The 12965-nt window shown below is 72.2% G+C and carries 9 protein-coding genes; 5 read left to right on the top strand and 4 right to left on the bottom strand.

Annotation, left to right across the window (positions count from 1 at the left end):
• Positions 1-15 precede the first annotated feature (15 nt).
• The gene (treZ, locus tag IEZ19_RS17965; protein ID WP_189312212.1) at positions 16-1761 is read right to left on the bottom strand and encodes a malto-oligosyltrehalose trehalohydrolase; all 1746 of its coding nucleotides are present in this window, start codon (positions 1759-1761) and stop codon (positions 16-18) included.
• 141 nt (positions 1762-1902) lie between these two features.
• Here treZ and IEZ19_RS17960 point away from each other — a divergent pair, with 141 nt between their 5' ends.
• From IEZ19_RS17960 to IEZ19_RS17950, 3 genes are all read left to right on the top strand, one after another.
• On the top strand, positions 1903-2451 hold the full coding sequence (locus IEZ19_RS17960) for an FHA domain-containing protein (protein ID WP_189312211.1): 549 nt from the start codon (positions 1903-1905) through the stop codon (positions 2449-2451).
• 168 nt (positions 2452-2619) lie between these two features.
• Positions 2620-3945 carry a M14 family zinc carboxypeptidase gene (locus IEZ19_RS17955; protein ID WP_189312210.1) on the top strand — a complete coding sequence of 442 codons (1326 nt, stop codon included), beginning with the start codon at positions 2620-2622 and terminating at the stop codon, positions 3943-3945.
• Complete coding sequence (locus tag IEZ19_RS17950; RefSeq protein ID WP_189312209.1) at positions 3942-4388, top strand: SSI family serine proteinase inhibitor; 447 nt, start codon at positions 3942-3944, stop codon at positions 4386-4388. The genes IEZ19_RS17955 and IEZ19_RS17950 overlap by 4 nt, the downstream gene beginning before the upstream one ends.
• 73 nt (positions 4389-4461) lie before the next feature.
• On the opposite strand, the gene IEZ19_RS17945 is transcribed toward IEZ19_RS17950, so the two are convergent.
• The 3 genes from IEZ19_RS17945 to glgX form a co-directional block, all read right to left on the bottom strand.
• Positions 4462-5709 carry a M14 family zinc carboxypeptidase gene (locus IEZ19_RS17945; protein ID WP_189312208.1) on the bottom strand — a complete coding sequence of 416 codons (1248 nt, stop codon included), beginning with the start codon at positions 5707-5709 and terminating at the stop codon, positions 4462-4464.
• A 110-nt stretch (positions 5710-5819) separates the two neighbouring features.
• The gene (gene treY, locus IEZ19_RS17940) at positions 5820-8285 is read right to left on the bottom strand and encodes a malto-oligosyltrehalose synthase (RefSeq protein ID WP_189312207.1); all 2466 of its coding nucleotides are present in this window, start codon (positions 8283-8285) and stop codon (positions 5820-5822) included.
• Between the two features lie 165 nt (positions 8286-8450).
• A complete protein-coding gene (gene glgX, locus IEZ19_RS17935) occupies positions 8451-10559 on the bottom strand; it encodes a glycogen debranching protein GlgX (RefSeq protein ID WP_189312206.1) in 2109 nt (702 codons plus the stop codon).
• Between the two features lie 195 nt (positions 10560-10754).
• Between glgX and IEZ19_RS17930 the strand changes: the two genes are divergently transcribed.
• On the top strand, positions 10755-11567 hold the full coding sequence (locus IEZ19_RS17930; protein WP_189312205.1) for a Tat pathway signal sequence domain protein: 813 nt from the start codon (positions 10755-10757) through the stop codon (positions 11565-11567).
• Between the two features lie 51 nt (positions 11568-11618).
• Positions 11619-12935 (top strand): copper amine oxidase, encoded by a 1317-nt coding sequence (locus IEZ19_RS17925; protein ID WP_189312204.1) that lies wholly within the window; start codon positions 11619-11621, stop codon positions 12933-12935.
• The last annotated feature ends 30 nt before the right edge of the window (positions 12936-12965 follow it).

The raw sequence follows: 12965 nt of genomic DNA, 5'->3' as shown, positions 1-12965 counted from the left end.
GACAACGGCTGCTTCTCATTCCTGCGTCAGCACCACGCACGACTCGCCCGGTACGTGCAGCAGGCCGTCCGGGCCGGGTGCCTCGACCGGTTCCCACGCCGCCAGCACCCGGGCGCGGCGCGTGCCGAGGGGGATCGCTGCCGGTTCCTTGCCGAGGTTGACCGCCACCCGGACGTCCCCGCGGCGGAAGGCGAGCCAGCGGGCCTCCTCGTCGTACGCCACCTTGATGTCCGCGAGGTCGGGATCGGTCAGGTCCGCCTGTTCCTTGCGGAGGACGATGAGCCGGCGGTACCAGGCCAGTACGCGCGCGTGGGGCTCGCGCTCCGGCTCCGACCAGTCCAGGCAGGAACGCTCCCAGGTCGCCGGGTCCTGCGGGTCGGGCACGTCCTCCTTCGCCCAGCCGTGCGCCGCGAACTCCCGTCGCCTGCCCAGCCGTACGGCCTCCGCCAGCTCAGGATCGGTGTGATCGGTGAAGAACTGCCAGGGCGTGCCCGCCGCCCACTCCTCGCCCATGAACAGCATCGGTGTGAACGGCCCGGTCAGCGTGAGCGCGGCCGCGCAGGCGAGGTGACCGGAGGAGAGGGCGGCCGAAAGGCGGTCGCCCTGGGCGCGGTTGCCGACCTGGTCATGGGTCTGCGCGTAGCCGAGCAGCCGGTGCGCCGCCACCTCCGTGCGGTTCAGCGGACGGCCGTGGTGGCGGCCCCGGAAGTTCGAGTACGTGCCGTCGTGGAAGAAGCCACCCGTCAGCGTCTTGGCGAGAGCGGCGAACGGTTCGCGCGCGAAGTCGCCGTAGTAGCCCTGGGACTCGCCGGTCAGCGTGGTGTGCAGGGCGTGGTGGAAGTCGTCGTTCCACTGTGCGTGCAACCCCAGGCCGTGCTCCGTGCGCGGGGTGACGATCCGCGGGTCGTTGAGGTCCGACTCGGCGATCAGGAACAGCGGCCGCCCCAGTTCGGCGGCGAGGCCGTCAACCGCCGTCGACAGCTCCTCCAGGAAGTGGTACGCGCGGGTGTCGCGCAGCGCGTGCACCGCGTCGAGCCGCAGCCCGTCGATCCGGTAGTCGCGCAGCCAGGCCAGCGCGCTGCCCACGAGGAACGCGCGCACCTCGTCCGAGCCGGGCGCGTCCAGGTTCACGGCCGCCCCCCACGGCGTGTGGTGCGTCTCCGTGAAGTACGGTCCGAAGGCGGGCAGGTAATTCCCGGACGGGCCGAGGTGGTTGTGCACGACGTCGAGGACAACACCCAGGCCGAGCCCGTGCGCCCGGTCGACGAACCGTTTCAGCGCCTCGGGTCCGCCGTACGGCTCGTGCACCGCCCACAGCGAGACTCCCTCGTACCCCCAGCCGTGCCAGCCGGGGAAGGGGCACACGGGCATCAACTCCACGTGCGTGACACCGAGTTCGACGAGATGACCCAGTCGCTCCGCCGCCGCGTCCAGCGTGCCCTCGGGCGTGTACGTCCCCACGTGCAGCTCGTACAGCACCGCCCCCGGCAGCGCGCGCCCCTGCCACGCCGCACGCCACGCGTACCGGCCGTGGTCCACGACCGCGCTCAGGCCGTCGGGACCGTCCGGCTGGCGGCGCGAGCGCGGATCCGGCAGCACCGGACCGCCGTCCAGTGTGAACCCGTACCGTGTGCCGTCGCTCGCCTCCGCCTCCCCGGACCACCATCCCGCCCGTTCGGGATCGTGCTCCAACGCGCGCGTGACGCCCCCGCAATGGAGCGTCACACGGTCTGCCTGTGGTGCCCACACCTCGAACTGCACGGACGGTTCCCCTTCGTCTGCTCACCGTGATGTAGCAGGTCCATCGTGCCGTGAGAGAGATCGATCCGCTGCGAGTACGCGCAAGGGGACCGTTTCCATGTTTCCTGGACACCCGGGGTTCACTGACCGACAATCACGAACGTGACGTCGGCCTTCGAGTTCAACACATATCCCGCGCGGCTCTCCGACGCCGACCGGGACAAGGTGCTTGAGGTGCTCCGGGACGGGGTCGTCAAGGGGCGGCTGTCGCACGACACGTTCGTACGGCGCATGGAACTCGCGCTCGTCGCGCGCCGCGCGGACGAACTCGCCGCGCTCACCGCCGATCTGCCCCGGGAGAGCGCTTTCTCGCGGATGGTGTTCGGAGCGGTCGAGGCGGTGTCCGGGTTTCCCGCCCGGCTGCGCCGGGCCTGGCAGGCCGAGCGGTTGCCCAAGTTGCTGCTGCCGCACGGCATGGGCGGACCGCTGCGCATCGGCCGCGATCCCGTCAACGGGCTGCGGCTCACGCACGAGACCGTGTCGAGGGTGCACGCGGAACTCTCCCGGCAGGGCGGGATGTGGGTCCTGACGGACCTCGGCTCGACGAACGGCACCACCGTCAACGGCCGCCGGGTCATCGGTGCCGCCCTCGTCCGCGAAGGCGACCAGGTCGGCTTCGGGCATGTGACCTTCCGGCTCGCGGCCGGCTGAACCTCCGCGCCGGGCACACACCTCTCTCACTGGCCGAAAACCTCTTGTCCACCGCGGTGTTGACGTACCCCTGAAGTCGTGACTGACTGTGCGTACGCCATGCACGCCAGGTGATCCGGCAGCACCGTTTCGTGGAGGTGTGCCCTGCCGCTCCTCCGCTATCCGACCGTGGACGAGCTGTGCGCCCATGCGGCCGCGCTCGCCGCCCGCCGGCCCGAGGACGCCCGGCTGCGCCGCGTCGGTACCTCACGCGCGGGCACACCGCTGTGGCTGCTTTCGATCGGTCATGGCAGCCGCAACGCGCTCGTCGTCGCCGGTCCGCACGCCAACGAACCGGTGGGCGGCGCCACCGTCGTGCACCTCGCCGAACGCCTCCTCGCCGACCCCCGGCTCACCGTGAACGCCGACGCCACCTGGCATCTGCTGCTGTGCCTCGATCCCGACGGCTCGCGCCGCAACGAGGGCTGGCTGTCCGGCCCGTACACCCTCGGCCACTACTTCCGGAACTTCTTCCGGCCCGGCTTCCTGGAACAGCCCGAATGGCTGCCCGACGGCGCGGCCGCCGCCGCACTGCCGGAGACCCGCGCCCTGCTGGCCCTCCAGGACGAGCTGCGGCCCTTCCTCCAGTGCTCGCTGCACGGCGTCGACGTCGGCGGCGGCTTCGTCGAGCTGACCCGCGACCTGCCCGGCCTCGCCGAGCGCGTCCGGCGCACCGCCGCTCGTCTGCGCATCCCGCGGGAACTCGGCGCCTACGACACCCTGTACTGGCCCCCGGTCGGCCCCGCCGTCTACCGCATCCCGCCACCGCACCGCAGCGACCTGGCCGCCGCCATCACCGAGGCCGCGGTCGAGTCGACCTGGTTCCACCCGCACCGGCACGGCACGGTCACCGCGGTCGTCGAGGCCCCGATGTGGGGCGTGGCCGCCGTGGAGGACGGCTCGGCACCCGTGGACCGGGACTCGGTCCTGCGTGCCATCAGCGCGGCGCTCCGCTACGACACACGGCTCCTGGACGGCGTCCTGGCCCGCATCCGGCCCCAGCTGGCGGGGGCGCCCGACGCGGCCAGGCTGCTCGCCCCGGTCGACGACTATTTACTGGTCTGCCCCGGCCTCGCCGACGCCTGGGACCCCGACACCGACGACGGCGGGGCCCACCCCCTCCCCGTGCTCGACAACGCCCATCTGGCCGCCCTGCGCATCGCCGGGCGCCGGCTCCCGCTGCGCACGGCCGGGCTCCTGCACCGGCTCGTCCGCAGCACCGGCCAGGACCCGGCCGGTGCGCTGCCCGACCTCGACCGGCTCATCGACGCGTGGTGCGCCGACTACCACGACGGCTTCGGTGCGCGCTGGATCCCGGTCGCGCGCCAGGCCGAGTACCAGACGCGCGTGGTGCTCGGCGCGTTCGAACTGGCGCACCTCCACGCGCGCGTGCGATCCCGTTCGGGTGAGTCGGAGTGGGGGACCGAGGCCGCCGTGCCGATGCACAGGGAATGAAGAACACCACCACAGCGACAGCCGTTCGGGCCGCCCTGCTCGCGGCCGTCGCGCTCCTCGCCGTCGGCCCGGTCCCGGCCGCGCAGGCCGCCCACCAGCCCGCCCGCACGGTGCCGGGCGGCAAGTTCCAGGGCGACTGGCTCTACCTCACCGTCACCCGAGGCGACGCCCGCTCCAGCGACACGCGCGGCACCCTGCTGCTGTGCGACCGGCCCCAGGGCCGCCCGCACGCCGCCGATGCCTGTGCCGAACTGGAGGCGGCGGACGGCGACATCGCCGCCATGCCGCAGGACCAGGACGCCGTCTGCCCCATGATCTACGCCCCGGTGACGGCCCACGCACGCGGGCAGTGGCACGGACGGCCGGTCGAGTACCGGGAGACGTTCGCCAACACCTGCGTCCTGAGTGCCCGGACGGGGTCGGTCTTCGCGCTGGACGGCTGAGCGGCGTCCGCGGGTGACGACAGCACGCGCGCGTGGAGACCGGTTTCGCTCCACGTGCGCTTGTCTCCCGGCTCTACGCCCGGTCACGGGCGTGCAGCGCGGCCGCGAGCACCGTCCGGGACTGGTGCTCGACCTGATGCTCCAAGGGCACCCAGCGGGCGCGGAACCGTATCGCGAAGGCATCGCACCAGGAGGCGACGAGCTGTTCGAGCCGGGGCGCGGCGCAGTCGTCGGCCTCCTTCAGCACCCGCAGCAGCATCGCCGCCGCCCGCAGCGGCAGCCGCCGTCCGAAGGCGTCCACACTGCCGACGTACGCCATGGTCGTGTCGACCGGTGGCATCTCGGTCCAGTCGGCGGCCAGGCCCGGGATCAGCTCCAGCGCCCACTTCGCGGCCCGCAGCAGCGGCCCCTCCGGCCCGGGCAGCCGGGGCAGTGCCTCGTCGAGGACCCGCTCCACTTCCAGCGCGTCCCGCCGCAGCCGTGTCGCCAGCCGCCGCATCGCGGCCGCCGGCGCGGGATGCGGCGCCGGGTCGTCCACCAGGTCGCTGGCCCACATCGGCACCTCCACCACCGCCGTGAGACCGCCGTGCCGGTGCGTGTGGTACCAGGTGCTGTGCCGCGCGTCGTCCGGCATGCTCGGGTAGGCCACACCCGAGTCGGGGCCGGGCATCACGTGCACACCGGGCCCGGTGGCGGGCCAGCCCGCGGCGTCCGAGGCGCCCGTCTCGACCGGGATGTGCAGCTCGGCGGCCGACTTGGCGAACGGCTCGGCGAGCCCCGGTACGTCCTTCGTCAACTGCACCCAGCTGCCGCCCAGGTCGGTCCCGTGCAGGCTCACCTGGAGGTAGGGACGCAGCTCGTCGATCACTCCGGTCAGGGCGCGGGTCTCGGGCGGCAGCCGGTCGGGCGGCAGCGCGGCGGGGGACCACTCCGGCTGCTCCGGTCCCGCGGGCCGGTAGAAGCCCAGGTGGTAGTCGAGCAGGCTGCGCGGCGCCGGGGTCACATGGAGGCTCGCCCCGTCCGGGTCCGCGCACAGCAGGAAGTGCCAGGACGTGTCGGCCCGCAACTCCCGCTCCCGTACGACGCGTTCCGCCAGCGCGAGGAGTGTGGAACCCCCTGCGGGCTCGTTGGCGTGGGCGCCCGCGACGACCAGTACGGCGCGCTGGGCATGACCCACCGACAGCAGGTGGAGCGGTCTTCCTGCGCGGGAGACCCCCACTTGTCGCAGGGCGCACAGGCCGGGCCGACGAGCTGTCAATGCCCTAGCGAATGCGACCAGTTCGGGAACCCTGGGGTAACGCGGCTCCGGCAGGAGACTCACCCCCGACTACTCCGTCCGGCATCGCCACCCCCAGTCCCGCACGAGTCAGGTGAACTGTCAAGAAGACTGCGCGGGAGGCACCTGGAGGCTCCCGGGGGCGCCCGGGTGCATCAGCCCGCGTCCCCGATCCGTTCGAGCAGCGCCACCGGCCTCGGCCCGAACAGCTCCGCCATGCGCGTGTGCCCCGTGAACTCCCGCTCCGGTGCGAGGAGATCCAGCCAGCGCCCCGGGGGCAGCGGCAGCCGGGTGTCACCCCAGCCGCCCGCCTCCGCCAGCCGCAGCGACAGCCGGGTCACGGCCGTGAGCACCGCACCGGAGCGCGTGAACGCCACACAGTGCCCGGCGGCGGGTCCCTCCGCCGCCAGCGGCGCGTACGTCGCCGTGTCGCAGAAGAGGTCCGGCCGCCGCGCACGCAGCCGCAGAGCCGCCACGGTCACGGCGGCCTTCTCACCGAGCCTCTCGGAACCGCCGGGTTCTCCGGAGCCGTCGGCCTTCCCGAGCCCCCGGTGCTCGCCCGCCACGCCGGACCCCGCAGCCTCGTCAACCCCTCGGGACCTGCCCGACCCCCCGGAGGGAAACCGCACCGGTCGTCGGTTGTCCGGGTCCACCAGGGCCCGGTACTCCTCCTCCGTGCCCTGGTACAGGTCCGGCACCCCGGGCATCGTCAGATGGACGAGGGCCGTGCCGAGGACGTTCGCGCGGATGTGGGGCGCCAGGGAGTCCCGGAAGGCGGTCACATGCCCGCCGGGCGGCCCGCACGGGCCCGCCGCGACGAACGCCGCCACCGCCTCCTCGTACGGCGGCTCCTGCTCCGTCCAGCTCGTGAAAAGGCCCGCCTCGCGCACATGCTTGAGCAGCGCCCCCTGGACGCGCTCCGGCGCCGCCGGACCGAGCCCGAACACCGTCTGCCAGGCCGCCCACGCCAGTTGCGCGTCCGGCACCCCCTCGCCGTCCCGGGTGATCTCGGCGAGCACGGCCGCCCAGCGCTCGGGGCACTCGGTCAGCACCGCCAGCGCCGCGCGCACGTCGGCGCTGCGCTTCGTGTCGTGCGTCGACACCACGGTCCCGGTGACCGGCCAGTCGCGCTGCACGCGCGCGCAGTAGGCGTGAAAGTCCTCCGGGCACACCGCGGGGCGGCCCGGATCGCCGCCCACCTCGGTCGCCGACAGCAGCGGCACATATCGGTAGAAGGCCGTGTCCTCCACCGACTTGGCGCGCAGCGCCGACGACGTCTGCCCGAACCGCGCCCGGAACTCCGCCCGCTCCGGCGCGCCCCCGGCGGGCTCCAGCAGCAGACGCCGTACGACGTCGACGGCCCCGCCCTCCTCGGGCACGACGAAGGCGAGCCGGGCCTCGGCGGCGGCCTCCTCGGTGACCACGGCGGCCGTGTCCACGGAATCGTACGGCCGGTACACCCGCATCCGCACCAGCAGCTCCTGGAGTGCGGTGCGCAGCGCCCAGGGCGCGCGGTCGCGCAGGGCCGGGTCCGGTGACGTGGCGCACAGGCGGCTCGCGAACCGGGTCAGCCGGCCCGTCTCGGCGGCCAGCTCGTGCGTGAGCACCTTGTACGCCGCCCGCCGCACCGTCGCGTCCCAGTCGCCGCCGCGGTCCGTCTGCGGGGCCGCGAACCTGCGGTACTGCCCGAGGAGTTCACCGGCACCCGCGGGGTCCGTGAACAGGCCGCCGACGTGCCGCAGGGCGTCGTAGCCGGTGGTGCCCGCGACGGGCCAGGACGCGGGCAGGTGTTCCCCGTCGGCCAGGATCTTCTCCACGACGGTCCACCGTCCGCCGGTCGCCTCGTGCAGCCTGCGCAGGTAGCCGTCAGGGTCGGCGAGGCCGTCGGGGTGGTCGACGCGCAGCCCGTCGACCACGCCCTCGCGCAGCAGTTGCAGGATCTTGGCGTGCGTCGCGTCGAACACCTCCGGGTCCTCGACCCGCACGCCGATCAGCTCGGAGATGCTGAAGAAACGCCGGTAGTTGAGCTCTGTCCGGGCCAGCCGCCACCACACCGGCCGGTACCACTGCGCGTCCAGCAGCTGCGGCAGCGGCAGCTCCGCGGTGCCCTCGCGCAGCGGGAAGGCGTGGTCGTGGTAGCGCAGCACGCCGCCGTCGACCACCAGGTCGCCGATCTCCGCGCCGAGCGGGCCGCCGAGCACCGGGAGCAGCAACTGTCCGCCCTGCGTGTCCCATTCGACGTCGAACCAGCGCGCGTACGGGGAGTTCGGGCCCTCCCGCAGCACCTCCCACAGCGCGCGGTTGTGGCGCGGGACCATCGCCATGTGGTTGGGCACGATGTCCACCACCAGGCCGAGCCCGTGCTCCCGCGCGGTGACCGCCAGTGCCCGCAGCCCCTCCTCGCCGCCCAGCTCCGCGCGCACGCGCGCGTGGTCCACCACGTCGTAGCCGTGCATGGAGCCGGGTACGGCCTCCAGGACGGGGGACAGGTGCAGATGCGAGATGCCGAGCGACGCCAGGTACGGTACGGCGGCCGCGGCGGCCGAGAACGGGAAGCCGGGCTGCAGCTGCAGCCGGTAGGTGGCTGTCGGCACCACCGGGACAGGTCGCTCAGAGGTCATGCAGACCTACGTACCCAGCCCGCCGAACTTCCTGTCACCGCTCCCGCACCTGACCCACGCGCGCGAGCCCGGCTGTATCGCCCGTACGGGTGATACTCCAGGACCGGGGCACGCGCGCTACGGCCACGCCCCGCCGCCCACTCGCCGGACACACGCGCGTACCCGCTACGCCGGCCGTTGCAGCACCGTCAGGCTCCGGTCCACCAGGGTCAGCCGCTCACCCGCCCCCGCCTTGGGACCCGTACCGGGCGGCACCCCGTCGGCGCGGGCCGTGTCGACCACGACCTGCCACTGCCTGCCGTGGTCGACCGGCACGACGAAGTCCAGCTGCTTCGGGGAGGCGTTGAACATCAGCAGGAAGGAGTCGTCGGCGATGCGCTCACCCCGCGGGCCCGGCTCCGAGATCGCGTTGCCGTTGAGGAACACCGTCAGCGCCGAAGCCTGCGCCGAGTCCCAGTCCCGCTGCGTCATCTCCCGCCCCTCGGGGGTGAACCAGGCGATGTCGGAGAGGTCGTCGTGGGTGCCCTCCACGGGGCGGCCGTGGAAGAAGCGCCGCCTGCGGAAGACCGGGTGGTCCTTGCGCAGCCAGACCATCGCGCGCGTGAACTCCAGCAGCTCCGCGCCGCCGTCGGGCCAGGCCACCCAGGACACCTCGTTGTCCTGGCAGTACGCGTTGTTGTTGCCGCCCTGCGTGCGCGCGAACTCGTCCCCGTGGCTGATCATCGGCACGCCCTGGGACAGCATCAGCGTGGCGACGAAGTTCCGCATCTGCCGGGCCCGCAGCGCCAGGACGTCCGGGTCGCCGGTCTCGCCCTCCACACCGCAGTTCCAGGACCGGTTGTAGCTCTCGCCGTCCCGGTTGTCCTCGCCGTTGGCGCTGTTGTGCTTCTGGTCGTACGACACCAGGTCGCGCAGCGTGAACCCGTCGTGGCAGGTCACGAAGTTGATCGAGGCCAGCGGGCGCCGCCCGTCGTCCTGGTACAGGTCGGACGAGCCGGTCAGCCGGGACGCGAACTCCCCGACCGCGCGCGGCTCTCCGCGCCACAGGTCCCGCACGGTGTCGCGGTACTTGCCGTTCCACTCGGTCCACAGGGGCGGGAAGTTGCCCACCTGATAGCCGCCCTCGCCGACGTCCCAGGGTTCGGCGATCAGCTTGACCTGGGAGACCACCGGGTCCTGCTGCACCAGGTCGAAGAACGACGACAGCCGGTCCACCTCGTGGAACTGCCGGGCCAGGGTCGCCGCGAGGTCGAAGCGGAACCCGTCGACATGCATCTCGGTCACCCAGTAGCGCAGCGAGTCCATGATCAGCTGGAGCACGTGCGGGGACCGCATGAGCAGGGAGTTGCCGGTGCCGGTCGTGTCCGTGTAGTAGCGCGGGTCGTCCGCGAGCCGGTAGTACGACGGGTTGTCGAGGCCCCGGAAGGACAGCGTCGGGCCCAGATGGTTGCCCTCGGCGGTGTGGTTGTAGACGACGTCCAGGATGACCTCGATACCGGCCTCGTGCAGCGCCCGGACCGCCGACTTGAACTCCAGGACCTGCTGGCCGCGGTCGCCCCAGGAGGCGTAGGCGTTGTGCGGGGCGAAGAAGCCGATGGTGTTGTAGCCCCAGTAGTTGTTCAGGCCCATGTCGACCAGGCGGTGGTCGTTGACGAACTGGTGCACCGGCATCAGCTCGAGTGCCGTCACGCCCAGCTGGGCGAGGTGCTCGATGATTGCCGGGTGCGCGAGGGCGGCGTAGGTGCCGCGCAGCTCGTCCGGCAGGCCCGGGTGGCGCATTGTCAGGCCCTTCACATGGGCCTCGTAGATCACCGTGTGGTGGTACTCGGTGCGTGGGCGGCGGTCGTCGCCCCAGTCGAAGTACGGGTTGATCACGACCGACGTCATGGTGTGCGGCGCCGAGTCCAGGTCGTTGCGCTTCTCGGGCGCGTCGAAGTGGTAGCCGTAGACCTCCTCGCCCCAGCGCACGGAACCGCTGACCGCCTTCGCGTACGGGTCGAGCAGCAGCTTCGCCGAGTTGCAGCGCAGCCCGCGGCCGGGGTCGTACGGGCCGTGCGCGCGAAAGCCGTAGCGCTGCCCCGGCATCACACCCGGCACGTACGCGTGCCGGACGAACGCATCGCTCTCCCGCAGTTCCACCGCCGTCTCCGAGCCGTCGTCGTGCAACAGACACAGCTCTACTCGGTCCGCGGCCTCCGTGTAGACCGCGAAGTTGGTGCCGGCGCCGTCGTAGGTGGCGCCGAGGGGATATGCCTCTCCAGGCCAGACCTGCATGGATACGACTCTTCCAGGTGTCCCGCGCCGCCGGGGGCGCCTTGACCCCGAGTCTGCCCGAAAGTGACGGAACCCCCTCCGGCTCACCTCCCTCTTACCGTGCGACCAGTGCATACAGCGGCGCATGTGACGCCGTATGCCGAACCAGTGGGGCAAACACGTACTCCCTGGACACAGGGGGAGCAGGGGGAAGATGTGCGCGAGTCGGTGCACCGCCATCTGGGAAAGGTGGTGGCCGGAGCGGCCGTCGCGGTGGCCGGGACCGCGGTGATGGCCGCGATCACCCTGCCGGGCGCGGCGGGAGCCGACGACACGGAAGGATCCAGGGGCAACGGCACACCGACCGCCCGGCAGGCGGGGCAGGGCCGGGACGCGGCCGGGCCGGGCGTCGTCGAACAGGCCCCGGCCGAGGGCGCGAGGGGTACGGGCCGTGACCCGCTCACCGACGACGAGTTGTCACGGGTCGAGAGGATCGCGGCGAACGGGCAGCTGTTCCACGCGAGCGAGAACGTCGAGGGCGGGCGCGGCCCACAGCGCATCGGCGTCGACCTCGCCGAACCGTTCGCCGACGAGGTGGACGACCCGCACGCGCCGCGCCGCGCGGACGTGACGTTCTACGACTACCGCGACGACACGCTCGTCACCCGGACCGTGAACCTCGACACCGGGAAGACCGAGGAGACCCTCACCCGGCACGGCGTGCAGCCGCCGCTGAGCCACGACGAGAACGTCGAGGCGGCGAAGCTGCTGATCGCCGACAAGCTCGGCGCGGGCCTCAGGGCCGACTACCAGGACGCCACCGGACAGGAACTCACCTCGCCCGACCAACTGCTGCTGGGCAGCGCGGTCTACCGCGCGACACCGGGCGCACAGCCCGCCGCTCTCGACGCGTGCGGCGAGCACCGCTGCGTACGGCTGTTCCCGAAGGTCACGAACGGGCCGTGGATCGACGCCCGCTCGCTCGTGATCGACCTCAGCGCCCGCAAGGTCGTCGCGCTCCGGCGCTGAGCACGGGTTCGTTCCTCCCACTCACCTCCCTGTACGAGGAGTCATGTCTTCATGCGTGTGAACACGATCAGCCGTGCCCGCAGGCGGGCCGCCGTGGGCGTGGCCGTGGCCGCGCTGGCCGTCGGTGCCGGCGCCGGGGCGGGACCGGCCGTCGCCCGGCCCGTGTCGGCCTCGGCGGCGGCGCCCCACTGCAGCGCGGCCTACCGCATCGAGCAGAAGCTCTCCACCGGCACGACCTGGCGCATGTGCCGGCGCTACGACAGCAAGGCCGGACTCGTCCTGGAGGACGTCTCCTACCAGCCCAGGGGCGAGGCCGCCCCGATCAAGGTGCTCGCCGGCGTCAGGCTCGGCCAGATCGACGTGCCGTACGACGACGGGAGCGTCGAGTACGACGACCTCACGGGCTTCGGCTTCGCCCAGGGCCTGATGAACCTCGCCGCCGGCGAATGTCCTGGCGGCACCATCCGGAAGGTCAAGGTGCCCGAGGCCTGGGACCCGCGGCACCCCGACGTCAACGGCCTGTGCATCACGACCCGTTCGCGTGGTCACGCGTACCGCATGCAGGCCGACACCGGGGACAAGGTGTACCAGCAGCAGGGCAAGGACCTGCTCGTCTACACGGTCAACAGGGTCGGCTGGTACGAGTACATGACCGAGTGGCGGTTCCAGGACGACGGCACGATCAGTATGAACGTCGGCGCCACCGGCAGCCTCTCCCCGGTCGACTACGACGCCGGTGACGGCCGCGGCTGGCCCATCGGCAAGGGTGCCACCGCCTACGCCACCAGCCACAGTCACAACGTCTTCTGGCGGCTCGACTTCGGCCTGGACGGGTCCGCCAAGAGCCGTGTCGAGCAGTACGACTCCGTGGTCAGCGCGCCGGCGCGCGGTCAGGAGGCGCCGACGAACCGGACCACCCGCACCGAGGTCACCAAGGAACTCGCCGGTGACACGCGGAACATGCGCTGGTGGCGCGTCGTCAGCACGGCCGGGAAGAACAGGGACGGCCACGCCCGGTCGTACGAGATCGTCCAGGGCACCGGCACCAAGTACCCGGGCCACGGCTTCACCAGGCACGACGTCTACTTCACCGAATACGACAGGTGCGAGCAGTTCGCGAGCAACAACCCGGGCTGCGCCGCCGGTCACCCCAGGACGGTGGACAAATGGGTGAACGGACAGACGCTCACTCACCCCGTGGTGTGGGTGAACGTCGGCTTCCATCACATCGCGCGCGACGAGGACCAGCAGCCCATGCCCGTCCACTGGCAGGGATTCTCCCTCGCGCCGCGCGATGTCACCGCTATGAATCCCCTCACTCCGGCCGCGCTCGCTGATCAGAACGGGCGTATGGAAGACCGAAGTTGAGAAACGACCCTGTCCATCCGGCTGCACCGC

Source organism: Streptomyces brasiliensis (assembly GCF_014647875.1).
Taxonomy (GTDB): domain Bacteria; phylum Actinomycetota; class Actinomycetes; order Streptomycetales; family Streptomycetaceae; genus Streptomyces; species Streptomyces brasiliensis.
The sequence above is the reverse complement of the archived record's forward strand: the minus strand, read 5'-3'. Positions and strand labels throughout refer to the sequence as shown.

Coding starts and splice junctions, on each gene's coding strand:
- IEZ19_RS17950 (WP_189312209.1), top strand. CDS start 3,942: ATGAAGAACACCACCACAGCGACAGCCGTTCGGGCCGCCCTGCTCGCG.
- treY (WP_189312207.1), bottom strand. CDS start 8,285: ATGACCTCTGAGCGACCTGTCCCGGTGGTGCCGACAGCCACCTACCGG.
- glgX (WP_189312206.1), bottom strand. CDS start 10,559: ATGCAGGTCTGGCCTGGAGAGGCATATCCCCTCGGCGCCACCTACGAC.
- IEZ19_RS17925 (WP_189312204.1), top strand. CDS start 11,619: ATGCGTGTGAACACGATCAGCCGTGCCCGCAGGCGGGCCGCCGTGGGC.